This window comes from Chryseobacterium sp. SN22 (genome assembly GCF_008329705.1).
In the GTDB taxonomy this organism is placed as follows: Bacteria; Bacteroidota; Bacteroidia; order Flavobacteriales; family Weeksellaceae; genus Chryseobacterium.
Genome location: NZ_VTSX01000003.1, coordinates 125,374 through 150,763, shown reverse-complemented (window position 1 = coordinate 150,763; position 25,390 = coordinate 125,374). Strand labels below are relative to the sequence as shown.

The 25,390-nt window shown below is 41.5% G+C and carries 29 protein-coding genes; 24 read left to right on the top strand and 5 right to left on the bottom strand.

Annotated elements, in window-relative coordinates; translation table 11 throughout:
- Positions 1–163: 163 nt before the first annotated feature.
- From FY557_RS02870 to purF, 5 genes are all read left to right on the top strand, one after another.
- Complete coding sequence (locus FY557_RS02870) at positions 164–2,029, top strand: endonuclease (RefSeq protein ID WP_149245777.1); 1,866 nt, start codon at positions 164–166, stop codon at positions 2,027–2,029.
- A gap of 124 nt (positions 2,030–2,153) precedes the next feature.
- Positions 2,154–2,759, top strand: coding sequence for a SatD family protein (locus FY557_RS02865; protein WP_149245776.1), 606 nt, complete (start codon positions 2,154–2,156; stop codon positions 2,757–2,759).
- A 2-nt stretch (positions 2,760–2,761) separates the two neighbouring features.
- The gene (locus tag FY557_RS02860) at positions 2,762–3,457 is read left to right on the top strand and encodes a DUF3307 domain-containing protein (protein WP_149245775.1); all 696 of its coding nucleotides are present in this window, start codon (positions 2,762–2,764) and stop codon (positions 3,455–3,457) included.
- A 31-nt stretch (positions 3,458–3,488) separates the two neighbouring features.
- Positions 3,489–4,208 (top strand): phosphoribosylaminoimidazolesuccinocarboxamide synthase, encoded by a 720-nt coding sequence (purC, locus tag FY557_RS02855; protein ID WP_146939419.1) that lies wholly within the window; start codon positions 3,489–3,491, stop codon positions 4,206–4,208.
- A gap of 105 nt (positions 4,209–4,313) precedes the next feature.
- Positions 4,314–5,813 (top strand): amidophosphoribosyltransferase, encoded by a 1,500-nt coding sequence (purF, locus tag FY557_RS02850; protein ID WP_149245774.1) that lies wholly within the window; start codon positions 4,314–4,316, stop codon positions 5,811–5,813.
- A gap of 71 nt (positions 5,814–5,884) precedes the next feature.
- Here the strand turns inward: purF and FY557_RS02845 are convergent, their stop codons facing one another.
- The 4 genes from FY557_RS02845 to aroB form a co-directional block, all read right to left on the bottom strand.
- Positions 5,885–6,463 carry a porin family protein gene (locus tag FY557_RS02845; protein WP_149245773.1) on the bottom strand — a complete coding sequence of 193 codons (579 nt, stop codon included), beginning with the start codon at positions 6,461–6,463 and terminating at the stop codon, positions 5,885–5,887.
- A 120-nt stretch (positions 6,464–6,583) separates the two neighbouring features.
- Positions 6,584–7,306 carry a porin family protein gene (locus FY557_RS02840; RefSeq protein WP_149245772.1) on the bottom strand — a complete coding sequence of 241 codons (723 nt, stop codon included), beginning with the start codon at positions 7,304–7,306 and terminating at the stop codon, positions 6,584–6,586.
- Between the two features lie 244 nt (positions 7,307–7,550).
- Positions 7,551–8,243 carry a porin family protein gene (locus FY557_RS02835; RefSeq protein WP_149245771.1) on the bottom strand — a complete coding sequence of 231 codons (693 nt, stop codon included), beginning with the start codon at positions 8,241–8,243 and terminating at the stop codon, positions 7,551–7,553.
- A gap of 283 nt (positions 8,244–8,526) precedes the next feature.
- Positions 8,527–9,573 (bottom strand): 3-dehydroquinate synthase, encoded by a 1,047-nt coding sequence (gene aroB, locus FY557_RS02830; protein ID WP_149245770.1) that lies wholly within the window; start codon positions 9,571–9,573, stop codon positions 8,527–8,529.
- Positions 9,574–9,676: 103 nt separating this feature from the next.
- On the opposite strand from aroB, the gene FY557_RS02825 reads away from it, so the two are divergent.
- Positions 9,677–10,873, top strand: coding sequence for a pseudouridine synthase (locus FY557_RS02825; RefSeq protein ID WP_228451686.1), 1,197 nt, complete (start codon positions 9,677–9,679; stop codon positions 10,871–10,873).
- Between the two features lie 79 nt (positions 10,874–10,952).
- Here FY557_RS02825 and pncA read toward each other — a convergent pair whose 3' ends face one another.
- The gene (gene pncA, locus FY557_RS02820) at positions 10,953–11,558 is read right to left on the bottom strand and encodes a bifunctional nicotinamidase/pyrazinamidase (RefSeq protein ID WP_149245769.1); all 606 of its coding nucleotides are present in this window, start codon (positions 11,556–11,558) and stop codon (positions 10,953–10,955) included.
- A gap of 160 nt (positions 11,559–11,718) precedes the next feature.
- Here pncA and FY557_RS02815 point away from each other — a divergent pair, with 160 nt between their 5' ends.
- The 18 genes from FY557_RS02815 (at position 11,719) to FY557_RS20005 (ending at position 25,358) form a co-directional block, all read left to right on the top strand.
- Entirely contained in the window at positions 11,719–12,861 is a 1,143-nt protein-coding gene (locus FY557_RS02815; RefSeq protein WP_149245768.1) for a DEAD/DEAH box helicase, read from the top strand.
- A gap of 214 nt (positions 12,862–13,075) precedes the next feature.
- A complete protein-coding gene (locus FY557_RS20010) occupies positions 13,076–13,243 on the top strand; it encodes a hypothetical protein (RefSeq protein WP_185151634.1) in 168 nt (55 codons plus the stop codon).
- Between the two features lie 144 nt (positions 13,244–13,387).
- Positions 13,388–13,597: a hypothetical protein gene (locus tag FY557_RS02810; protein ID WP_149245767.1), complete on the top strand. Its 210-nt coding sequence runs from the start codon at positions 13,388–13,390 to the stop codon at positions 13,595–13,597.
- Positions 13,598–13,654: 57 nt separating this feature from the next.
- The gene (locus FY557_RS02805; RefSeq protein WP_149245766.1) at positions 13,655–14,191 is read left to right on the top strand and encodes a YfiT family bacillithiol transferase; all 537 of its coding nucleotides are present in this window, start codon (positions 13,655–13,657) and stop codon (positions 14,189–14,191) included.
- Entirely contained in the window at positions 14,185–14,646 is a 462-nt protein-coding gene (locus FY557_RS02800; protein ID WP_228451685.1) for a DUF1569 domain-containing protein, read from the top strand. The genes FY557_RS02805 and FY557_RS02800 overlap by 7 nt, the downstream gene beginning before the upstream one ends.
- The gene (ytxJ, locus tag FY557_RS02795; RefSeq protein WP_149245765.1) at positions 14,643–15,020 is read left to right on the top strand and encodes a bacillithiol system redox-active protein YtxJ; all 378 of its coding nucleotides are present in this window, start codon (positions 14,643–14,645) and stop codon (positions 15,018–15,020) included. The genes FY557_RS02800 and ytxJ overlap by 4 nt, the downstream gene beginning before the upstream one ends.
- Positions 15,020–15,616 carry a Crp/Fnr family transcriptional regulator gene (locus tag FY557_RS02790; protein ID WP_149245764.1) on the top strand — a complete coding sequence of 199 codons (597 nt, stop codon included), beginning with the start codon at positions 15,020–15,022 and terminating at the stop codon, positions 15,614–15,616. The genes ytxJ and FY557_RS02790 overlap by 1 nt, the downstream gene beginning before the upstream one ends.
- 471 nt (positions 15,617–16,087) lie before the next feature.
- Positions 16,088–16,297, top strand: coding sequence for a hypothetical protein (locus FY557_RS02785; RefSeq protein WP_149245763.1), 210 nt, complete (start codon positions 16,088–16,090; stop codon positions 16,295–16,297).
- A 295-nt stretch (positions 16,298–16,592) separates the two neighbouring features.
- Complete coding sequence (locus tag FY557_RS02780; RefSeq protein WP_185151633.1) at positions 16,593–17,189, top strand: Crp/Fnr family transcriptional regulator; 597 nt, start codon at positions 16,593–16,595, stop codon at positions 17,187–17,189.
- A gap of 56 nt (positions 17,190–17,245) precedes the next feature.
- Positions 17,246–17,860 (top strand): Crp/Fnr family transcriptional regulator, encoded by a 615-nt coding sequence (locus FY557_RS02775; protein ID WP_228451684.1) that lies wholly within the window; start codon positions 17,246–17,248, stop codon positions 17,858–17,860.
- 196 nt (positions 17,861–18,056) lie between these two features.
- Positions 18,057–18,824, top strand: a complete 768-nt coding sequence (locus FY557_RS02770) for a KGG domain-containing protein (RefSeq protein WP_149245762.1) — start codon at positions 18,057–18,059, stop codon at positions 18,822–18,824.
- Between the two features lie 77 nt (positions 18,825–18,901).
- Positions 18,902–19,519, top strand: coding sequence for a ferritin-like domain-containing protein (locus FY557_RS02765; protein WP_149245761.1), 618 nt, complete (start codon positions 18,902–18,904; stop codon positions 19,517–19,519).
- 168 nt (positions 19,520–19,687) lie between these two features.
- Positions 19,688–21,826 carry a catalase gene (locus FY557_RS02760; RefSeq protein WP_149245760.1) on the top strand — a complete coding sequence of 713 codons (2,139 nt, stop codon included), beginning with the start codon at positions 19,688–19,690 and terminating at the stop codon, positions 21,824–21,826.
- Positions 21,827–21,860: 34 nt separating this feature from the next.
- Positions 21,861–23,039: a zinc-dependent alcohol dehydrogenase gene (locus FY557_RS02755; protein ID WP_149245759.1), complete on the top strand. Its 1,179-nt coding sequence runs from the start codon at positions 21,861–21,863 to the stop codon at positions 23,037–23,039.
- Between the two features lie 35 nt (positions 23,040–23,074).
- A complete protein-coding gene (locus FY557_RS02750) occupies positions 23,075–23,575 on the top strand; it encodes a CinA family protein (RefSeq protein ID WP_149245758.1) in 501 nt (166 codons plus the stop codon).
- A 1-nt stretch (position 23,576) separates the two neighbouring features.
- Positions 23,577–24,377 (top strand): SDR family NAD(P)-dependent oxidoreductase, encoded by an 801-nt coding sequence (locus FY557_RS02745; protein ID WP_228451683.1) that lies wholly within the window; start codon positions 23,577–23,579, stop codon positions 24,375–24,377.
- A gap of 7 nt (positions 24,378–24,384) precedes the next feature.
- On the top strand, positions 24,385–25,137 hold the full coding sequence (locus tag FY557_RS02740) for an SDR family oxidoreductase (protein WP_228451682.1): 753 nt from the start codon (positions 24,385–24,387) through the stop codon (positions 25,135–25,137).
- A gap of 50 nt (positions 25,138–25,187) precedes the next feature.
- Positions 25,188–25,358, top strand: a complete 171-nt coding sequence (locus FY557_RS20005) for a hypothetical protein (protein ID WP_185151632.1) — start codon at positions 25,188–25,190, stop codon at positions 25,356–25,358.
- Positions 25,359–25,390 lie beyond the last annotated feature (32 nt).

The window sequence follows — 25,390 nt, the reverse complement described above, 5'->3', positions numbered from 1 at the left end:
AAATTGCGGTAACGCCCAAAAAAATTATTGCATCCATAGGAATTTATTCGCAAAAAACTAATTTCCAATTTTTTACATTCTCATAATTAATGATTTTTTAATAAAATTTTCCGAAATTTAAGCGGATTAATTTACTATTTTAGCCTCCCAATTTTTTTTAAGTATGAAAAAACTTTTCCTTCCTGTTATATTGATTTCATCCTCTATTGCAGCGCAGGCTCCGGCCGGCTATTACAACGGAACGGCCGGTCTTGCAGGCTATGCGCTGAAATCGAAGCTGCACGATATTATTGCAGCAAAAAATATCAGCTGGAATTACAGCGATCTTCAAAGTTACTATAACCAGACCGACCTGGATAAGTATTACGACCATACGGCAACCAATACCACGTATCTTCTTGACATCTATTCTGAAATTCCATCGGGTCCGGATGCCTATGAATATACTTCCGCCCAGATGATCGGCAGTGCTTCAGGAGAGGGACTGGGCTGGAACCGCGAGCACATGATGCCGCAGAGTACGTTTTACAGTAATTACCCGATGTATTCCGATCTTTTTTATGTGATTCCTACGGATGCCTTCATCAACCAGCGGAGGAGCAACTATCCTTATGGAATTGTAGGAAATACCATTTACCATACGTTCTCCAATTCCTCCAGAATCGGGAATTGTGCGATTCCCGGAGTGTCCTATACCGGAAGGGTGTATGAACCGATCAACGAATTCAAAGGGGACATCGCCAGAAGCTTATTGTATTTTGCCGTACGTTACGAAGGAAAGTTAGGTGCTTTCAATTTTAACAACGATACTAATCCTGCTTCCGATTCCAATCCTCTGGATGGAACCGAAGAAAGATCCTATGATCCCGCTTATATTGTGATGCTTCTGCAGTGGCATCAGCAGGATCCGGTTTCTCAGAGGGAGATCGACCGCAATAATTCAGTGTATGCCATACAAAACAACCGGAACCCCTTCATCGACAATCCTTCGTGGGTAAATGCGATCTGGAATCAGACGGCTGATGCTGTGGCGCCGCAGGCTCCGACAAATCTGTCAGCGATTCAGAATAGTGCTTATTTTACAACCCTAAGCTGGCCTCCAAGTACCAGCATGGATGTAATCGGCTACAAAATTTACCAGAACGGAACATTGATTGCGTCAACAAAAAATACGACATTTACCGCAGATCATTTAACGCCTTCTACGGCTTATACTTTTACTGTAAAAGCTTACGATAACGGGTACTTTCTTTCTCCTGACAGCAATACGGTTTCTATAACGACCCTGGCTACCGATACCTACGCCAAAGATATTATGATCACAAAGTATCTCGAAGGGACATCGAATAACAAAGGATTGGAAATTACCAATAAAACCGGCCATGCTGTAAATTTAAACGATTATAAATTATCCATCCAACTGCCGGGCAGCAGTAACTATTATTACCCTGCTCCTTATGAGCTGGAAGGGATATTGCAGGACAATGAATCAGCAGTGGTGCTGAACCCCAATGCCAGTTTTTCCTGCTATACGACAGGCCAGGCAAGATTTGTAACGGCGGCCCCGCAGATGACATTTTCAGGAAGCCAATATGTAGAATTAAGATACAAATCTTCTTCGGTGGATGCCATTGGTATTCCAGGCACGAATAACTCTTCCGCTTTAGGGAACGTTTCTTTGTACAGGAAAGCCAATGTTACCCAGCCGGCAACAACATTCAATATCAATGAATGGAATTCTTACACTACCGATTACTGCCAGAACCTGGGAACCCTAACGGCAGCTGAGGTTGATCCTGTACAGCAGAACGAATTTAAAGTTTACCCGAATCCGGCGAGTGATCATGTTTTTGTAACCGGCAAAACAGAAAATGTAAAATCCGCACAGATCCTGGATTTCTCAGGAAAGCTGATCTATTCCGAAAAGAATCCTTTCATAAATAAGAAAGCAATCCCGGTTCATTCTCTGCCGGCAGGTTCCTATCTTTTGAATCTGGATGGAAAAGCCTATCCATTTATGAAAAAATAGCTTTAGCCTTAAAATTCAGTTATTTACAATAAAATCGACATAAGCAGATGTACCGATAATTATTATCTATAAGTACATCTGCTTATATTTTTTATTTATAAGTAATTATGCTTATATTTGCAGAATGATAGCGGTCATTACCGGAGATATTATAAATTCACAACACGCGAAAACGGAAGTTTGGATTACCAGACTTAAAAATCTTCTCGGCAAGTGGGGAAGTGCTCCCGAAACATGGGAAATCTACAGGGGCGACGAGTTTCAGTTTAAATGTAATATCGATGACGTGTTCTGGCGTTTCTTAGCTATAAAGTCATTAATCAAAAGTCAGGAAAATTTGGATGTACGGATGGCCATCGGGATCGGTGAAGAAAACTTTTCTTCCGGAAAGATTACCGAATCCAACGGTACGGCATACGTGCATTCCGGAAGATTGCTGAATGATCTGAAAAATGACGGACACACCGTTGCCATCAGGACATCCAGTGTTTCTGTAGACCGGGACCTGAATATCCTGCTGAAATGGTCTTCCAAGGATTTTGACAGCTGGACGATGGCCACCGCAGAGATCATCCACGAGATGATCATGAATAAAGACCTCACGCAGGAAGATCTTGCGAAGAAGTTTGCGATTTCCCAATCCTCCGTAAGCCAGCGGCTGAAACGGGCAAACTACGAGCTGATCGCCGAAACCAACCAGTATTTCAGAAAAAAAATCTCAGAACTCTAAGCATGATTTTTATCCAGCTCATATTCGCACATCTATTGGGAGATTTTATTCTTCAGCCGGATTCATGGGTTGCAGATAAGGAAAGGAAGAAGGTGAAGAGCGGGTACCTGTATCTTCATACACTGATCCATACGGTTTTAAGTTTTGCTTTTCTGTGGGATACCGAACTTTGGTGGGTCGCACTGACGGTCGGAATTTCGCATTTCATAATCGACGCTGCAAAGCTGAGCTTTCAGACCGTCAAAAACCGAAAGAACTGGTTTTTTATGGATCAGGCACTCCATGTTCTGGTGATTGCCGGAATTTCCTTTTACTCAAACGAATTCAATTTTGAATTTTTAAAAGATACGGACCTTTTAAAAACGATGGCAGGTGCGGTGTTTCTGACGACGCCGGCTTCGGTTTTCATCAGGATACTGCTGTCGTCCTGGACACCGGTTCCGGAGACTGCAGGAAATCTGCAGACCGACTCTTTATCAAGTGCCGGAAAATATATCGGGATCCTTGAGCGTTTAATGGTTTTCACCTTTATCATGGTCAACCATTGGGAAGGCGTTGGTTTTATGGTGGCGGCAAAATCCGTATTCCGGTTCAGCGACCTGGCGCAGGCCAGGCAGAGAAAGTTAACGGAGTATGTACTGATCGGGACGCTGCTGAGTTTCGGGATGGCGGTTTTAATAGGAATTTTAATTAAGTAATATAAATCTAACTAAAAAGTAATTTCAGAAAATGGAAAAGAAAGAAATGTTGTACGAAGGTAAGGCAAAACAGGTATTTGCTACCGATAATCCTAATGAAGTCGTAGTACGTTTCAAAGACGACGCTACGGCATTTAATGCTCAGAAAAGAGGATCTGTAGATCTTAAAGGAGAAATGAACAATGCGATCACGACTCTTATTTTCGAATATTTAAATGAAAAAGGGATTAAGACTCATTTCATTAAACAACTGGACGAAAGAGAGCAATTGGTAAAAAAAGTATCGATCATTCCTCTGGAAATGGTGGTAAGAAATTATTCCGCAGGAAGCATGGCTCAGAGATTAGGGGTTGAAGAAGGCATCAAATCTCCGGTTACGATCTTCGATATCTGCTACAAAAAGGATGAATTGGGAGATCCGCTGATTAATGACCACCATGCAGTTTTCTTAGGCGCTGCGACGTACGAGGAACTTGATGAAATGTATGAGCTGACTTCAGACATCAATGAAATCCTGATCGATCTTTTTGATAAAATGAACATCATCCTGGTTGATTTCAAGATCGAATTGGGAAAAACGGCAGACGGCGAAATCATCCTTGCAGACGAAATCTCTCCGGATACGTGCAGACTTTGGGACAAAGACACGATGAAGAAACTCGATAAAGACCGTTTCAGAAGAGATCTTGGTGAAGTTACCGAAGCCTATGTGGAGATCCACAACCGATTGAAAGCTGTTCTTGGCAAGTAAATAAAAAGCATAGATCCATCAGGTGCAGGATTTTTTATTTAACATCATATCAGATTCTGCATCTAATGAGTATCTGTCAACATAATCTAGATTAGAAAAAATAGAATGAAAAGTTTAGACATTCATAAAAGTGAATATTTAAAACAATTTGAAACCCAGACCTACGGAAGGAATCTTTTCAGAACGCAGGAAGAGGAGAGGCTTGATGCTCCCAACGAGGAGTGCGGGATCTTCGGAATGTATTCTGATGATGATCTGGATACGTTCTCGCTTTCACAGTTCGGTCTTTTTGCCTTACAGCACAGAGGCCAGGAAGCCTGTGGTATTTCCGTTTTGAAGAACGGAAGGATCACCAATATGAAAGACGAAGGGCTGGTTTTGGATGTGTATAAAGAAATTCCGGATCCGGAAACTTTTATGGGGAATTCTGCCATCGGGCATACCCGTTACACGACGGCAGGAGACAAAAAGAAGTATAATTTTCAGCCGTTTTTCGCCAAAAACGAATACGACCAGATTATCCTTTCCATTGCACACAACGGGAACCTGACCAACGCAAAAGAACTGAAAACGGAACTTGAGGCAGAAGGGGTGGTTTTCAGGGCAACTTCAGATTCTGAGGTGATTCTAAGACTGATCCAGAAAAACCTTGATCTTGGTCTTCGCGGAGCTATTAAAGCGACAATGGATAAGATCGAAGGGGCTTATTCGGTGGTGGGAATGACGAGAAATAAATTCTTTGCCTTCAGGGATTTCAACGGGATCAGGCCGTTGGTTCTGGGAGCGATCAATGAAAATTCTTACGTTGTTGCTTCCGAGTCGGTTGCTTTGGATGCGGTAGGAGCGCAATATGTGCGTGATATTTTACCAGGCGAAATCATTTATACCAATGAAAACGAGCCGGGAAAACTTCATTCTTACATGGTAGATGAAGAAAAAGGAAAGCAGAGAATCTGTTCTTTCGAATACATCTATTTCGCCAGACCAGACTCTTCTTTAGAGAATATCAACGTTTACGAAATCAGGGAGAAGTCGGGAGAGAAAATCTGGGATCAGGCGCCGGTAGAAGCGGACGTGGTAATCGGGGTTCCGGATTCGGGGGTTCCTGCCGCCATCGGATTCTCCAAAGCTTCGGGAATTCCTTTCCGTCCTGTATTGATCAAAAACCGGTATATCGGAAGAAGCTTCATCGTACCGACCCAGGAAATGAGAGAAAGGGTGGTGAACCTGAAATTGAATCCTATTATTTCAGAAATTAAAGATAAAAGGGTAGTGATCATCGATGATTCCATTGTTCGCGGAACTACTTCTAAGAGACTGGTAAAAATATTAAAAGATGCCGGCGTAAAAGAAATCCACTTCAGAAGTGTTTCCCCGCCGATCATTGCACCATGTTACTTAGGAATCGATACGCCTTCTAAAGATGACCTTATCTCAGCCAATATGTCTACAGAACAGCTGAGGGATTATCTAGGCGTAGATTCACTCGAATTCTTAAGTGTAGAAAACCTGAAAGACATTTTAGGCTCTGCCAACCACTGTTTCGGATGCTTTACCGAGCAATATCCTGTAGAAAAAGGAGAAGAAGTGGAATTATTTAATTAAAATTTTTAGTTTAAATAAAAAGAAAACCGGATTTTAATGAATCCGGTTTTTTTATGAAGATCAGAATTATCTTAAAATTTATACGCAACGCCAATCTGAAAAACGCTGTTCCTTACCGCATCACTCGGATTGTTTTCTACGATATCCGTAAGTCCGGCAACATATCTTGCTGTGATTCCGAATCTCTGCTCGAAATAATATCCCGCACCAAGACCCAATCCTAAATCAAAATTTTTAAAGGCTTCATTTACATCTGCCGAACCGCCGTCGCCTTTAACCTTCTGGCTGACCGCAAAGCTGAACTGAGGACCTGCTTCAACATACAATGCAGGAAGAACGTTATACTGAACCATTACAGGAACAGAGATATAATCCAGATTCAGTCTCACTGAAGAATATGTTCTGTCTTTCGCACCCATCCCATTATACAATAATTCCGGCTGAACGCTGAAATCACTTGCTACCGGAATATTGGCAAATAGCCCTCCGTAGAATCCCGGTTTCGCTTTAGAGTCGTTATCATTAATAGACGATACGTTAAGTCCGGCTTTAATCCCGAACCGAACCGGTGAAGCAGAAGAAGCTGCTTTTTCCTGGGCAAAAGATAAGGTGCCTGCTGTAATCGCAAGGCCTAGAAAAAACTTTTTCATAGTTATTATTTTTTAATGTTATTTAAAGTCCTGCAATTTAAGAAAATAATAAACACCTTATATACAAAAGGTCAGGTTTCATTATGAAAACTGACCTTTCTATTGAAAATTAAAATTTGTTTAGAATTTGTAATTAAGACCTAACTGGAATACCCGGTTGGTATTAACGTTTTTCTGTGCCTCGGAAGCAGCATTGGAATTGTCATAGATATGCGTTAAGCTGTTTACATATCGTGCATTGATCCCTAAGTGGGGCGTAAAGTAATATCCCAGTCCTACGCCAAACCCTAAATTGAATTTTTTGATATTATCTTTATCGATACTTTCTGAAGCGGAAACGGTTTGTGTAGTCGTCGTACCGGATGTGGTTGTGGAAATTGTTTGTTCCCCCTTGTTTTTCCCATCTACGAAATAACTTACTTCAGGTCCGGCTTCCACATAGAAATTATCGGTTGGCTTCATTTGTAACATAACAGGAACTGAAATATAATTGAGCGTAGTGCTGTAATCCTGTCTTGTTCTCACCGTTGTGGTTCCGGTGTTTACTTCGTTATCAGATATTACACTTTTTGCTCCCATCTGGTTATACAGCACCTCCGGCTGTAAAGCAAACTTTTCGGTTAAAGGTACATTTACAAAAACCCCTGCATTAAAACCGATCTTCTGATTTTTAGCAGTAAGCTGCTGTTCACTGAACTGTGCCGCCGTAGCAGCGCCTTTAATACCGAATCTTACAGGTTCTTTCACCTTCATTGGAGGAACGGAAGCCGATACCGGATTAACTTCCTGTGCAAATGCCATAGACGCAGTAACCACTGCCATTCCTAAAAATAACTTCTTCATAATTTTACATTTAAATTTTACTGTTGTTGATTGCCTGATAATTCAATCAGGCATGAATTATTTTGCAAAATGCTTGCCATTAAAGCCCGCACTGAAAATATTATAGAGTAGAATAGGGTAAATCCGCAATTACTTATATGCTAAGCATGGGATGTGAGAGATAAAAAGAATAAAAGTAAAGGTCAGCATCATACAATGAAGCTGACCTTTTATTGAAATCAAAATTATTTTAAATTTCTGCTTCTTAGAATTTGAATGCTAAGCCAACCTGGAATACGTTGTTTCTGATGGCATCAGAACCGTTTGGTCTGTCTTTAGCTACATCAGTTAAACCTGCAACATATCTTGCTGTGATACCGAAGTTATCGGTAAAATAATATCCCGCTCCTAAACCTAAACCGAAGTTGAAAGTATTTAAGTTATCTTTGTCAATATCTTCTGTGTAGCTTGAATTACCTACAGTACTGGAAGATCCTGTAGTAGTTGTTGTAGTTCTGTCACCCTTATTTTTCGCTGTTACCATAAATCCGAATTCAGGACCTGCTTCTACATAAAAGTTTGGTACGAATTTGTACTGGAACATTACCGGTACTGTAATATAATCTAGGTGAGTAGAATAAGATTCAACGTCTCTTGTAGTGGTACCTAACACAGTATACTCATTTACACTTTCTACTTTAGCTCCATATTGAGAGTATAAAACTTCCGGCTGTACGCTGAAAGATTCAGCTAAAGGAATATGAGCAAAAACACCTGCATTGAAACCTATTTTAGATTTCTGATCCTGAAGGCTTGCGTCTTTGGATAATGAAGCAACGTTCATTCCTGCTTTGATACCGAATTGAACCGGGCTAGCAGATGATGACATTCCTGTTGTAGTCTGAGCAAATGCCATAGATCCTGCTGCAAGTGCCATTCCTAAGATTAACTTTTTCATAACTTTAATTTTTTTAATTCTTACTATTTTTCTAATTCTAAATTTTACTACTGCCAATCCTCTTTCTGAATTGACGGAAGGAATCTTTCAAATTGCTTGCCAAAAAGAGAAATCATGATTAAAGTCATGAAAAATCCGCCTGTCTGAATAAGCGGATTTTATTTTTAAAAAATTGATTTTCAATATTTTGTTTACCTGTATTCCAAAATTATTTAGAAATGGTCAAAATCGAAAATTTTGGTAAAAACACCAGTTTTTTACAGGAAGATACTTGGCAGAATTTCTATGCATTGTTGAGTTTCCGGTAGAAATCCAGTGATTTCGTGATGTTTTCCTCGCTGCACTGATAATCAAACACACAGCTTCCGATGCCTGAGATCAGTGAAAAATTAATGTTGCGGTCTGCATTCTTTTTATCATTCCATAACAGGTTAAAAATATCTTCATCTTTGAAATCGCTGATATCCAGGTACGGATAATACTTCTGTATACATTCAATGATAACCCAGCTGTCTTCTTCAGAAATCAGTTCTTCCAGATAAGCAAGGTGGGTTTCGGCAATCATTCCCGTGGCTACGGCCTCACCGTGAAGTACCGGATTTCCCTGCTGCAGGCAAAGGCTTTCAATAGCATGGCCGATGGTATGGCCGAAATTCAGGGTCTTGCGGATGTTTTTCTCCTGAAAATCTTTATTCACCACTTCCTGCTTGATACCCATCGAGGTTTCGATATGCGGGATAACCCCTTCAATATCCAACCTGCTGATGCGGGTGAGATTTTCCCAATGGATCTTATCGGCAATCAGCCCGTGCTTCAGCATTTCGGCAAAACCGCTTCTCACTTCTTTGAAAGGAAGCGTTTCGAGGAATTTCGGATAGACAAAAATGCGTTCGGGGAAAGTAAACGTGCCTACCATATTCTTATAATGCATAAGGTCGATACCGGTTTTTCCGCCAATGGATGCATCGCACATCGATAAAAGGGTTGTAGGGATATTAATGAATGGTATTCCTCTTTTAAAGGTAGCTGCCACAAAGCCACCCATATCCGTAATGACACCGCCGCCGAGGTTGATCACCAGAGCTTTCCGATCTGCCTGCATTTCCGTTAAAATTTCCCAAAGCTGATTGGCCGTCTGGATATTCTTCATGTCTTCACCGGCTTCAATCTCCAGGATTTCAAAACCAAGATCCGTTTCCATATTTCCTAAGAGGACCGGAAGACAATATTCATGCGTATTTTCGTCAACCAATATAAATATTTTGCTGAAAGACTTTTCATGAAGGAATTCGTTCAGCTGGGAAAAGGTATTGTCTAATAATGTTATCATTTTCAGATTTTCTGTAAGGTTTAATATGAAACTATATACAAAGTTATGATTCTTAATTTTTAACTCGTTGCTAAATGTACTATCTTTGCAAAAATATTTTAGAATGAGCAGAGACAATAATTCAGGAAAACCCAAAAGACCAAGAACTTCAACAAGAAATAATTCTGATGATTCTCGCGCTTCCAGATCCGGAAATTCCGGTTCCAAACCTTTTAAGAAATCTTTTCCCAAAGCAGGAGAAAGAAATTCCGACAGAGGATCCAATACAAGATTCGAAAAGAAACCTTTTGAAAGAAGTTCGGAAGAATTTGATGGCGGTAAGAAAGATACCAGCTATCAGGCCCGGATGGATAAGAAATATTCAAAAACCGAAAGAGAGCCTTATATTACCACCGAAGGGGAAGGTAAAAAAACGTTCGGAAAACCGGCTCCGAAAAGAGGCGGGAAAAATTTCGATACCCGTGACAAATACGAAAGGGGCAGCCTGAAATACGGAAAAAGACCTTCTGCTGACGGAGACGAGAGACAGGACAAAGCAAGGTCTTTTGTACAGAAAAGAAGACTGAACAAGATCGACAAAGATGTTCATAAAGATACCGTGCGTCTGAATAAATACATTGCCAACTCAGGAATCTGCAGCAGGAGAGAAGCTGATGAGCTGATTACCCAGGGCCTGGTAGAAGTTAACGGTAAAGTGGTAACCGAAATGGGTTACCAGGTTGAAAAGACCGATAAAGTTGTTTTCGACGGACAGAACATCACGCCTGAAAAGCCGGTATACGTTCTTCTGAACAAACCGAAAGGGTATATTTCTACCACGAAAGACGATAAAGCCAGGAAAACCGTAATGGACCTGGTGGCGAACGCTTCGCCATACCGTCTGTTCCCGGTTGGAAGACTGGACCGTTCCACAACAGGGGTTATCCTGTTAACGAATGACGGACACATGACGAAAAAGCTGACGCACCCTTCTTTCGATGCCAAGAAAATCTATCATGTCACTCTGGATAAAAAATTAACCCATGAAGATATGAAACTGATTGCTGAAGGAATCCGTCTGGATGAAGGGGTAGCGGTAGTTGACCAGATTTCTTTTATCGAGGGCAAGCCGAAGAATGAAGTGGGCATTGAAATCCACATCGGCTGGAACCGGGTAATCAGAAGGATTTTCCAGAGATTAGGATATGAAGTGGAAGCTTTGGACCGTGTGATGTTTGCAGGATTAACGAAGAAAAATATCAAAAGAGGACACTGGAGAATCCTTACGGAACTGGAAGTGAACAATCTTAAAATGCTTTAGGTAAAGTGTTTTTAAGTGAAAATAAAAAACGGCGTTGAAATTTATCAATGCCGTTTTCATTGTAAAAAAATGTTCTTCATTATCCTAAAACCGTAACCCCTTTCTGGATCATCTCATAGATCGCATCCCTTCCGTTATCCGGTTTTACGTTAACGGCGCGTGTTCCGTTGAAATGGAGGCAGGTAACATAACCGCTGTTTACGGCATCGATACAGGTAAATTTTACGCAGTAATCCATCGCAAGACCTACAATCTCTACCAGCTGGATATCGTGGAATTTCAGGAAGTCGTCCAGTCCGGTCTTCATAAAATGATTGTTGTCCTGAAAACCGCTGTAGCTGTCGATTTCTACATTTTTTCCTTTCTGCACGATGTGGGTTACCTTATCCCTGTTCAGGTCTTTGTGGAATTCGGCCCCGAAAGTTCCCTGGATGCAGTGGTCCGGCCACATAAATTGAGGAACACCGTTCAGGATGATGCTTTCCCCTACATTTCTGCCATTGTTGCTGGCGAAGCTTTTATGATTTGCAGGATGCCAGTCCTGAGTCAATACAATCTGGTCGTAGTCGTTTTCTTCCATCAGGGAATTGATGTAAGGGAGTACCTCACTGGCTTCCGGAACCGCCAGGGCTCCACCCTCACAAAAATCATTCTGCACATCGACGATGATTAGCGCTTTTTTCATATTTAAATTCTTGAATTTTCGATAAATTTACAAAAACTACTCCTCAAAAAATTATCCAAAGGATAATTATCGGACAAATCGGCATTATAAACCGATTCGGGATTGTTTCTCCTTCTTTATGAAATGCCAATAGCTTATCTTTGCCCAAAATAAGAATTTTATGTCATTTGAATCGCTGGGATTATCACACCACATCATCCGTTCCGTAAAAAAGTTAGGCTACCTGAAACCTTTTCCGATCCAGGAGCAGGCCGTTCCAGTGATTTTACAGGGCAAAGACCTGATGGGCATTGCACAGACGGGTTCCGGAAAGACGGCATGTTTTGTAATGCCCGTTCTTGAAAAACTGCAGAATGCCGAGGTTAAAAAAGACCGTAACGTCCAGGTTTTGATATTGGTGCCAACGAGGGAACTGGCCATTCAGATTGATGAGGTCTTCAGGGCTTTTACAGACAACCTGAAGCGTGAAATCCGCACCATGGCGGTTTACGGCGGGGTCTCTGTCAATCCGCAGATGAAAGGGCTGTTTGGGGTGGAGGTACTTATTGCAACACCCGGCCGTCTGCTGGATCTCATAGACCACAATGCATTAAGTATTTCAGGGATCCAACATCTTATCATTGATGAGGCCGACAAAATGTTTCAGCTGGGGTTCGGGGAAGAGCTGGACAAGCTTTTTGCCATGATGCCGGTCGCGAAGCAGACCACTTTATTTTCTGCTACTTTAAACGAGAAGGTTGCCGAAATAAAGGAACGCCTGACCATCAACCCGGTCATTATTGAAATCAAGAAAGAAGAAGTTGAGATCGACAATATCGAACAGCTGGCCTATCATGTTTCCCCGGAAAGCAAAGGTCCTTTTCTGCGGTATTTAATTAAGGAGAAAAAAGTAGAGAAAGCCCTGGTATTCGTTTCTTCCACAAGATCGGCCGATAACCTGGTTGAAAAGTTGAAGAAAAACAAAATAAAAGCTGTAGCCATTCACAGTCAGAAATCACAGGGTGCCCGTCGGAACAATCTGGAAGAGTTCAAAGTAAACGGTGCTCAGATTCTGGTAGCCACCGACCTGATCGGCCGCGGGATTCACATCGAATCCTTGCCTTGCGTCATTAATTACGAACTGCCGCGTTCGCCGCTGGATTATATTCACCGCATCGGAAGAACCGGACGTGCCAACGAAACAGGGACTGCCATCAGCATTCTGACGGACGATGAACTGCAGCACTTCCGCGTTATCCAGAAAAAGATGGGAAAGAAAGTACCGTTGCAGCGAACCGAAGGACTTGATCTGCACGGATATTAGGATAATCTTGCGGAACAGGCTGGAAAAAGGAAGCCGGGGCCGGATGTTTTGTTTGTATATATTATCACGAATACTCTTTAAAATCAAACCTGAAAGAATATTTAAAAATAAAATCCTGAAGAGATTGATATACGGCAGAATTTCTGAAATTTTCGGTGTTTTATCCAAAACTGATATTAGGCATTGTCTGTTTAAAATGCAGCCAACCGGATTTATGAAAGAAATTACCATCGTCCGCGGATTGCCCGACACCAGAAAACGGTCATTGATTATTGATGAGGATTTTATCAGGTTTAAAAATAAAGACTTTAAAAATGATCCCTTTACCGTTATCAATAAAAAGGATATCGCCCGGGTCCGGTACGGCATTCGTTTTTATTAACAGCTACCGTTTTACCATAGGAAGGGAACACCTTATTTTTATCTGCAGAAGCTCCGGCAAAGAGCCCAGAATATCTTTTAAACTTTTTTACGGAAGAAAACTCTAAGAAAAGCATCAGCTGTATGTAGAGATCATCGATGCCTTGTGGGATTATTTTTCGATGAAACTTTTGATGATTACGAAAGAAAGTTTGAAAATGGCGGATTTTTAAGTATATCAGGCATTGAAATTGCTGGCGATAGAATTAAATTCGATAAAGGTGAAATCCTGTTTGAAGATCTGGATCTGAAACGGTATCATCATTATTTTATGGTGTTCTCAAAAAAGAATCCGCATCATCATAAAATGCTGTAATACCGCAAGACCGGGATGCCGTGATTTTACTTAATATACTAAATAACATTATTAAAAATGAGCCACTTAGAGCAAAAGAAATTTCCGATCGGGCGGTTTGAAGAACCTGAAAGCATTTGTGACATCAAACTTGACGAATACATCAAAGTCATCAGGGATTTCCCCGGCAAGCTGAAGAACCTGATTGAACATTTTACCGACGGTCAGCTGGATACCCAGTACCGGGAAGGCGGCTGGACGGTACGGCAGGTGGTAAATCACCTGGCAGACAGCCATATCAACAGTTTTATGCGTCTGAAACTGGCTCTTACGGAAGAAAACCCTACAATAAAACCCTATGACGAAGCGAAGTGGGCAGAACTGCAGGATAGTCTCAGTATGCCCGTAAAACCGGCAATGCGGATGCTGAAAGGCACCCACCAGCGATGGACGGTTTTGCTGAAAAGCATGACTAACAGACATTTCGAAAGAACCTTCCACCATCCGGAGCATAACAAGAATTACAACCTAAGAAGTTATCTAGCCTTATACGCGTGGCATTGTAACCATCATTATGCCCACATCGATAATCTAAAGAAAGAAAAAGGTTGGTAAAGAAAAGTCTACATCACCCGGCTGACTTTAGGGAGATCACGGAAAGGATTTCGCGCCTGAACGAAAATTCACGCAGGAAATGGGGGAAAATGGAGGTAAGCCAGATGATGAGGCATTGCAGCTGTGTGCTTCAGGTGCCTCAGAAGAAACTTATTCTCCCCGAGATCAACAGGCTGTTCCGCATGATCGGAATCGCCACCAGAAAAGAAATTCAGATATTCAACAACGGAATTCCTCGAAATATGCCGACTTTTCAAAAACTTATTATTAATTTTGAATGTCATTTCGATGAAGAACAACAAAATCTTCTGAAAACACTGGATGATTACCTGATTCATTTCAAAAACGGCAGCCTGCCGGATCGTCACGTGCTTTTCGGGAAGATGGAGGAAAGAGACTGGGGCTTTTTGGAGTATAAACATCTCGATCATCATTTAAAACAGTTTAACGTATGAGTTTCTTTGATAAAATATTCGGCGGAAAAGAAGATGCTTCCGAGCAGAAGTCTTTCTGGAAAAAAATAGAATCCGAAGAGGATCTGCAAAAAGCTATTGAAAGTTCTTTCGATCATAAAATAGCCATTTTCAAACATTCCACCAGCTGCTTCATCAGCAAAACGGTGCTGCGGAATTTTGAAAAGGAAGCAGAAAACGTAGAGGGAAAAGCGGAGTTGTATTACCTGGACCTTCTGGCACACCGACCGCTCTCCAGTAAAATTGCGGAAGATCTCGGGGTGACCCACCAGAGCCCGCAGCTGATCGTCATTGAAAACGGAAAAGCCATCAGCAACACTTCCCACCAGAGTATTTCGGCAGACCAGATTGTATAATGAAGAATATCAACAATTATTTAGCAAAAGTTCTGAATGTTCCCCTGGAAAGAGTGAATATGTGCAGCCTGCATTATGAAGCCAAGAAAGTACAGAAAAACCAGTTCCTTTTACAATACGGCGAAATTTGCAGGTACATTTATTTTGTAGAGAGGGGGCTTCTGAAAATGTATTCCATCGACAAAAACGGTAAAGAACACATCATCCAGTTTGCACCGGAAAGCTGGCTTATTTCCGACCGCAGCAGTCTTTATTTCAATGAAAAATCAGTTTACTACATAGAAGCGGTGGAAGATTCGGAAATTCTGATGCTGCCTCCGGATTTCATCAATAAACTGATTGAGGGATTCCCCAACAGTCTTGAGCAGAGTGATATCCTTTTACAGAAGCATATCAAAAGCCTGCAGGACCGGATCAATTCTTTACTGGCCGAAACGGCGGAAGAGCGGTATATGAAATTCATTAAAATGTATCCGGATCTCCTGTTGAGGGTTCCCCAATGGATGATTGCTTCCTATCTGGGAATCACGCCTGAAAGCTTAAGCCGTGTACGGAAAGAGCTGGCAAGAAAAAACTTCGTTCCCGACAGTAAATAGTAGTATATATCTATCTAATATAAGTCCGATACTCAGCTTTATATCGGATTTATATTATTTATACCCTGTAGCCAGATTAGTGACATAAAATATTCATGTACCCTAATTTTGGTAAGACATCCCGTTAAATATACTTTAATAAACAACCGGACTATATCGACAGTAATGTACATTGATACTATTTCATTTATGTTCAGTCAGTTTATAAATAAGAGAAGCACATAGGGCTGAATTCAGGTTTGAACAGAATTATTCTTAAAAGTAATAAACTCAGGATCTCCTTGTCTATAATAATAGAGAAGAATGTTCAGTCTCCAGCTTTATGATTGCAATTATAATTACAACACTTTCCAATTTTCAATTTACTATTCATAAAGTTTTATAATTAAGCAGCTTAATGATCGTAATCATAAAAGATTAACAGAATATTTGTTTATCTTTGATAATCACACCACTTAAAATATAAATATTATGAAATTTGCATTATCATTCGCAGTGCTGGGACTTCTTACCCTGAGCTGTGAAAAAAAAGAAACATCTCCTCCTGCCGATATGCAGGATCCGATGGAAGTCACTGATAATACTTCGGCCGCACCGATGTCTTCAGACACTATACAGGCAGGAGACAGTACTTCCCGGCCGGGCAATACCGAATCCGATACGGCCAGAACAGCACGATAAATTTACAGTTAAAAAATTTAAGACCCGTTTTATACAGAAACGGGAAATATTTGTGATATGCCTTCATTTCCAGCGTATCATGAAATAATTGCAAAATTAATACGACTAAAATTTTCGGTAAATTTATCTTAAAGGCTAAATATTAGATGCTAACGTCAAAAACAGGTAATCATTTATCCTGTCCAACGATATAAGGCAGTGTTTACTATTCGCATTCATCATTCATTTACTTACTATCCAATTTTATTTTTACTAAGGATGCTTGAAATTACTAGAAACACTAAAACAGCTAAATATGATCATCAAGGAAGAACTCCTATATTCGGCAGGAGCAACAATAAAACAGTACAAACCATCTGAAATTATTTTCAGTGAAGGAGACCCGGCTAACTATTATTATCAGATTATAACCGGTGAAGTAAAGCTTAACAATTATAATGACGAGGGAAAAGAAATTATACAAACCCTGTTGGAAGACGGGCAGAGTATCGGAGAGTCTTTGCTTTTTATGGATAAACTTTATCCGATCAATGCCATCGCATTGACGAATTGTAAAGTTCTCAAATTGCCGAAAAACAATTTTTTCGAGCTCTTAAAGCTTTATCCCGATATCTCTTTCGATATGAACAGGGTACTTTCCCAAAGACTTTATTTTAAAATCATCATGGCACAGAACCTGTGCAGCCAGAGCCCGACAGCAAAGCTTAAGGTATTGATGGATTATCTTAAGAGCTCCCAGGAAGAACAGGCCCCTTATTCATTCATGATTCCGCTTACGAGGCAACAAATGGCCAGCCTTACCGGTCTGTGTGTAGAAACGGCTATACGGACTATAAAGACCATGGAAAGGGATAAGATTGTGAAAATAAAGGACCGTAAGATTTTATATTAATTTTTCTGAGCCGAAAGGCATGGTCTTTTTTTTGCACGCCATCTGAAAAACTCTTTATGAAAACGATAAGCTGCATGAATATCGATGCGGATCTTCTATATTCTTATGGTGCAGAAGACAGAAATTATAAAAAAGGAGAGGTTATTTACAGGGAAGGGGATCAGGCACTTTATTATTACCAGATCATCAAAGGAAAAATAAAGCAGAATAATTATAATGATGAAGGAAAGGAATTTATTCAGAACATCCTGGAAGGTCAACAGAGCTTTGGTGATTCTATGCTCTTTCTTGAAAAGTTCTATGTGATGAATGCAATTGCGCTTACGGATATTGCGCTGATCCGGTTGCCTAAGGCGAATTTTATGGAACTGCTGGAAAACAATCCCAGGATCTCCATGGAGATGAATACCTGTCTTTCACAAAGGCTTTATTTCAAAGCGATCATGCTGCAGAATATGTCGTCATCCAGTCCGCTTTTAAGACTGAAAGGATTGCTGGATTATCTTAAAAGCTACCATAAAGGTGACGGTGACCATTGCTTCCACATAGAACTTACCAGACAACAGATCGCCAATCTCATCGGGTTGCGGGTTGAAACGGTAATAAGGACTCTGAAAAAACTGGAAAAACAGGAAATTATCCGGATTGAAAACCGTAAAATATTGTATTAATTCCCATTAAACATGACTTCGGTCATAAAAAGGTGAATTATTCTGTTGTAGATTTGAGTATAGTTCATTTAAATTTCTCTAGGGCCTCATTTTGAGGAACTTATATTTTGATTTTTTAACCGAAAACCAACCTATTGCTGTCTAATACTAGTCACGGCTGGCAATAGCTATCACTTAATATTAATATAAAAAAGTTATGAACAACAGAAATTCAGGAAATCGCAGCTCCAGAGGAAATTCAAATTTATCCAGAAATCTCGAAGAAATCTATCAGCTGGGTTATGACCATGGATATAGCGACGCACAGAACGAAGAAGATTATGATGATGACTTCTCAGAATATGAAGACTATTTTGAGGACGAAGATTATGACGACTATGATGATAACTACGACGGCTATGAAGATTATGACGACGGTGATAACAGAGGCCGTAGCAGAGTAAACAACGGAAATCAGCAGAGGGACGACCAGGGGCGGTTTACTTCAGGCAGCGGAAGAGGCAGTTCCCGCGGAGGATCGGGAACAAGATCAAACTCAGGCAGATCCGGTTCCGGTGGTGGAAGAGACAGGTCTTCTTCATCAGGAAACGGAAGTTCGGGAAGAGGCTTTGCATCCATGAGCCGTGAAGAACGTACGAGAATCGCCCGTATGGGTGGTGAAGCGTCTCAGGGAAGCGGAAGAAGATCTTCTTCAGGTGCAGACTCAAATTCAGGAGGCAGATCAGGCGGAAGAGGTAATTCCGGCTCAGGATCCCGCAATAACAACAACAACAACAACAACAACAGTTCAGGCCGGGGCTTTAATTCCGGTAACGGTTCAGGAAACTCAAAAAGAGGTTTCGCTTCAATGAGCAAGGAAGAACGTACAAGAATAGCACGTATGGGCGGCCAGGCTTCTCACGGAGGCGGAAGATCATCCGGCTCAGGAAGATCAGGATTCGGAGGCAGACGCAACAATTCATAATTCTTTTTTCAGGATTACCTCTTTATGAATAATAATAGAGGGGTAATCTTTTCAAATCAAAACACCACAATCATATTATGGCAACCAAAACATCAGAAAATAAAAACAATGCAGGTACGGAGAATGGTACGGCACCGACATCAGCCGTCAAAAACACAACGGCCGTAGATAACGCAAAGGTAGATGGAAATGAAATGAAAAGCGCTCCGCTTTATAAATTTTTCGTATCCGCACTTAAAGACATTTATTTCGCAGAAAATGCGATTATCGATGCACTGGAAAAAATGCAGGAAGCAGCGACAACGGAGGAACTGAAAGAAGCTTTCGAAGATCATCAGCTGCAAACTAAAAAGCATGTAAGCCGTCTCGAAAAAGTTTTCAGACTTATTGATGAAACTCCCGAACAGAAAGAATGTAAAGCCATTAAAGGTATTATTGAAGAAGGGGAAGAAATCATTAAGTCTACCGAAGAAGGATCGATGACGCGGGATGCGGCTCTGATTATTGCAGCCCAGAAAGTCGAACATTACGAGATTGCTACCTATGGCGGACTGGCTCAGCTGGCGATTACTATGGGTCATGATAAAGCAGCGGATCTTCTGGAAAAAACATTACAGGAAGAAGAAGATACGGATTATAATCTTACAGAAATTGCGGAAACATACATCAATTTTGACGCAGAACAGGAAGATTAAGGATTACAAAAGCCATATAGAGCTTTCTATATGGCTTTTTAAAAATATTGGCCGACATCAATATCAATTTATCTTAAATGCCAGCACTATCGGGAAAATAATTACTTTTTCTGTTTATTGATCACAAACCAGACCAACGATACACCAAATCACAAAACATAAGAATTTATGAATGACAAGTCACACAATGAAAAGCTGGACCAGCTGGAATCGCATACGACTTCTAATGAAAACGCCAGGCTCACGAGCAATCAGGGACTCAGAATCAACAATAACCAGGATTCCCTGAAAGCAGGAGACCGGGGACCGACGCTGATGGAAGATTTTTTCTTCAGGGAAAAAATGACCCATTTTGACCATGAAAGGATTCCGGAAAGAGTAGTACATGCCCGCGGATCCGGTGCCCACGGTGTCTTTAAACTTAATAAGAGCCTTGAAAAATATACCAAAGCCGGGTTCCTGACGGAAGTAGGAAAAGAAACTCCTGTATTTGTACGGTTCTCTACCGTGGCCGGAAACAGGGGAAGTACCGACCTTGCAAGAGACGTTAGGGGATTTGCTGTAAAATTCTATACCGATGAAGGGAATTACGATTTGGTTGCCAATAATATTCCGGTATTCTTTATTCAGGATGCCATTAAGTTCCCGGATCTGGTGCATGCCGTAAAGCCGGAACCGCATAATGAAATTCCGCAAGCCCAGTCGGCACACGATACTTTTTGGGATTTCATTTCCCTGATGCCGGAAAGTATGCACATGATCATGTGGCTGATGAGCGACCGTTCCATCCCGAGAAGCTACAGCCGGATGGAAGGTTTTGGAGTACATTCTTTTAAATTCATCAATGACGAAGGCAGAATGCACTTTGTAAAATTCCACTTCAAACCGAAATTAGGCGTTCATTCCGTCGCATGGGATGAAGCCCAGCGAATTTCCGGGGTAGATCCGGATTTCCACAAACGGGACCTTTGGGAATCCATTGAAAACGGGATGTTCCCGGAATGGGACTTCGGCGTACAGCTGATCCCTGAAGAAGATGAAGATAAATTTGATTTTGACCTTCTGGATCCTACTAAAATTATTCCTGAAGAAGAAGTTCCGGTAGAACTGGTAGGAACCCTTACTCTGAACAGGAACCCTGACAATTTCTTTGCAGAAACCGAACAAGTTGCTTTCCATCCGGGACACATTGTTCCGGGAATCGATTTCAGTAACGATCCGCTGCTTCAGGGAAGACTATTTTCTTACACCGATACCCAGCTGATAAGATTAGGCGGACCTAATTTCCACGAGATCCCGATCAACAGATCTGTCAAAACGGTTCATAACAACCAGCGTGACGGCTATATGAGACAGCAGATCGCCAAAGGAAAAGTAAGCTATGAGCCGAACTCCATCGGTGGAGGCTGCCCGTTCCAGTCGATGATGTCCGAAGGAGGATATGTCTCGCATCAGGAAAGGGTTTCCGGCCCGAAAGTCAGACAAAGGAGCGAAAGCTTTGTAGACCATTATTCTCAGGCTAAATTATTTTATAATAGCCAGTCCGACTACGAAAAGATGCACCTTCAGAATGCACTGATCTTTGAACTTTCAAAAGTGACGATTTCTGCAATCAGGGAAAGAATGGTAGGACAGCTGAATTTTATTGATAAAACATTGGCCCAAAAAGTTGCCAGTCAGGTAGGCGTACAGGTAACAGAGCTGGAATTTCCCAATCAAAGCCTTCCTCCAGATAGCAACCATCAGGATCTTCAGAGTGAAGAAAGGGAGGCCCACACGAGAGTTTCCCAGGCGCTGAGTATGGAAAATACCATTAAAGATACCATTAAAGGCAGAAAAATTGGCTTTATCATGGCTAATGGTGTAGATGCGCTGAAGGTTCATGATCTGAAAACCAAACTGGAGGGAGAACATGCCGTTGTGGAAATTATAGGTCCGAATATGGGACCGGTAACCACTAATGACGGATCGATGCTGATACCTAAGCACTCCATTAGCAGTATAGCCAGTGTCGCTTTTGATGCACTTTATATCGGCGCAGGAGAAGATTCCGTGAAAGAACTGCTTACTGCCGGAAATAAGCCGCATGTACTGAATTTCATAAATGAAGCTTACAAACATTGTAAAGCGATTTACTTCGGGGAAGGATCCGAACCGTTTTATATGAACAGTAATGTAAGCCTTAAAAAGCATATCGATCCGGGCATTGTATCCTGGGAAGATGAAATGCCGGAGAACAAATTTATTGATGCCATCGCACAGCACAGGGTCTGGTATCTTGAACTCGAAAGAACCATACAGGATTAATAAACATCACCTCATACCACTTAAATATTACGTTATGAAAGCTGCAGTCATTCATTCACCGGGAGTTATTACGTGCGATACCGTAGATGATCCCATCATTAAAGATTCCCATGACGTCATTTTGAAAGTAACATCTACGGCCATTTGCGGAAGTGACCTGCATCTGTTTTCAGGCGGAATCCCGCAGGCAAGGCCGATGGTACTGGGCCATGAATTCATGGGGATTGTGGAAGAAGTCGGACAACGGATTACCAATCTGAAAGTCGGGGACAGGGTCGTAGTGCCCTTCCCGGTTTCCTGCGGAAGCTGCTTTTTCTGTCAGCACGACCTTCCTACGGCCTGTGAACACAGTAATCCCAATCATTACGGTCCTGAAGGCGGAATTTTGACCGAAAAAGGCGGAGCCCTTTTCGGATACAGTGATCTTTACGGTGGCTATGATGGTGGACAGGCCCAATATGTAAGAGTTCCGTACGCGCATGTCGGGCCACGAAAAGTTCCCGATAACCTGACAGATGAGCAGGTTTTGTTTCTTACCGATATTTTCCCCACGGGTTATACCGGCGTTCTATGGGGAGAAATAAAAGGCGGGGAAACCGTTGCTATCTTTGGAGCCGGCCCGGTAGGATCAATGGCTGCCAAAAGTGCCATCCTCAAAAATGCTAAAAAAGTAATCGTTGTGGATACGCAGCAATACCGTTTGGACCAGATTAAAAAACTGACAGGCTGCGACACCATTTTATGGGAAGATGCGGAAAGTGTTGTAGAACAGATCCGGGATATGACAGACGGACGAGGAGCCGATGTATGCATTGAGGCGGTAGGTTTTGAACCGGACCGGAATTTAATGGACCGTGCCAAAGCGGTCCTGAATTTTGAAAAAGGTTCTATTAAAGTACTTGAAGCCTGTATGAGTGCGGTAAGAAGGGGCGGAATTGTCCCGGTTTTAGGAGTTTATCCTGTAAATTATGATAATTTCAAACTTGGACAGATTTTTGATAAAGGTATAACCATAAAGGCAGGGCAGTGCAACGTTCATACCATTATTGATGAATTGATGGATTACGTACAGAGCGGCCGGGTTACGTTAGACGATATTATTACCCATCGTCTTTCATTGGAAGATGTTTCCAAAGGATATGAAATTTTTGATAAAAAAATGGACAACTGTGTAAAAGTAGTCCTCGATCCCTGGAAATCTTCAGCTTTATAGATTTAGAATACACAAACCACTTAAATATTAGAATTATGGAATTTCAAAAAAACCTCCTGGAATACATCAGCCAGTCGCTGATGACCTCAGATGAAACGATTTCAGTTGTAGAAAGTGTTACTTCAGGCTGTCTGCAGCTGGCTTTCTCACAGATGCCCAACGCTTCTCTTTTTTATAAAGGCGGAATGACAACATATACCCTTGCAGAAAAGGTAAGACTGCTGAATGTAGACCGGGACGAAGCTGAAGAATGCGACTGCGTTTCCGAAAATATTGCCGAAACCATGGCATTGAATGCGGCGAGGCTCTTTGAGTCCGACTGGTCTATTGCTACCACAGGTTACTGCACACCGATCAGAAATTCCTCTTATAAAATCTTTGCCTATTTCTCTTTTTCTTATAAAGGGGAAATTGTGCTGACAAAAAAACTTGAATTGCATCCTAAAACACAGGCGCTTAATGCTCAGCTGTATTATACCGAATTTATTTTGGGCTGCTTCAAAAGTGAAATCAATCAGCTTTTAATTTTAAAATAAAATGATGAATCGGAAAAATCAGTATGTCTTAATTACGGGGGCTACCAGCGGGATCGGCTATGAGCTGGCAAAGCTGTTTGCAAAGGATGGCTATGATCTTGTTATGGTTTCCAGAAACCACGATGATCTTCAGGCAAAAGCCAGAGAATTTAAAAGTTACGGAATCAATGCTATTACGATGGCTAAAAACCTTTTTACCCAGGAGGATGCCTTTTCTTTGTATTCTGAACTGAAATTAAATGGGATCAGTCCCGAAATTCTTGTAAATGATGCAGGACAGGGTGTTTACGGAAAATTTCAGGATACGGATATCCATCGTGAGGTGGATATCATCAACCTGAATATTGTTTCCGTTATTATTTTAACCAAACTGTTCTTAAAAGACCGTTTATCTCAAGGATCCGGAAGAATTTTAAACCTGGCTTCCATAGCCAGCAAAGCACCCGGTCCATGGCATTCGGTATACCATGGCACAAAAGCCTTTATCCTTTCGTGGTCCGAAGCGATCCGGGAAGAACTGAAAGATTCCGGGATTACAGTTACCGCACTTTTGCCTGGGCCTACCGATACGGATTTCTTTAATAAAGCCGATATGAATGAAAGTAAGATTCTTGAAGACAAAGATAACCTGATGTTGCCGGAAGAAGTGGCGATGGACGGCTACAAAGCTCTTATGAACGGCGATGATAAAGTAATATCCGGATTAAAAAATAAGCTTTCTGTAGCGATGACCAACATTGCGACCGACAGTATGGCGGCGCACCGGATGGGGGAAATGCAGAAGCCGGTAAATGAAAAGTAATTCTATTATGGGGAAATTAAAGTTAGAAAATAAATCTGTTCTGATTACAGGAGCCGACAGTGGAATCGGGAAGGCAGCGGCTGTGCTTTTTGCAGAGCAAGGAGCAAATATAGCCATTGTTTACCATTCCAGTAAAGAAGATGCGGAGAAAGTAAAATCTGAAATTGAAAGCCTCGGAAGAAAATCGATCATTATACAGGGAGATGTCAGCGATTCTGCATTCTGTACAAAAGCTGTTGAAAAAACAGTTTCAGAACTCGGAGGAATTGATATCCTGGTAAATAATGCCGGCGTACAGTTTCCTGCGGATTCCATTGAGGATCTGGAAGAAGAAAACATCAGAAAGACATTCGATTCCAATATTATCGGAATGATCCTGCTTACAAAAGCAGCTTTCCCTCACCTTAAAGAAGGCAGTGCAATCATCAATACAACCTCTGCAGCAGCTTATCAGGGACATCCTGAACTGCTGGATTATTCGGCGACAAAAGGAGCTATTGTTTCTTTTACACGCTCGCTTGCCCTGCAGGCAAAGCCTAAAGGCATCCGGGTTAACGCGGTAGCACCGGGACCGGTAGCCACGCCGCTGACCGAAGCAACATTCGGGGAGGAAAAAGAAGATCTGAGCAAGCCGCCCTTCGAAAGAAATGCTTCTCCTGAAGAAGTGGCTTACAGCTTCTTATTTCTGGCAAGCAGAGATTCTGTACAGATTACAGGGCAGGTTCTGCATCCCAATGGTGGATTAATCGTCGGTGGATAACCCATCGAAGAACAATCAAAAAATCTAATACCTAAATTAAACGAGAACTTATGAAAACCAAAGCCATCGTGATTCTGGGAGTGATCGCTCTATGCACTGTTACTTCATGCCGCTGTGATTTTGATGAAGATGAACCTAAAAACAGAGATAAAGATCGTGAATCCCAAGCCTTCAGGCCTCAGCCTTTTTCCGAGAATGATACTATTCTGCTTAAAAGATGAACCTGATACTTTCATTAATTAATAATTATAAA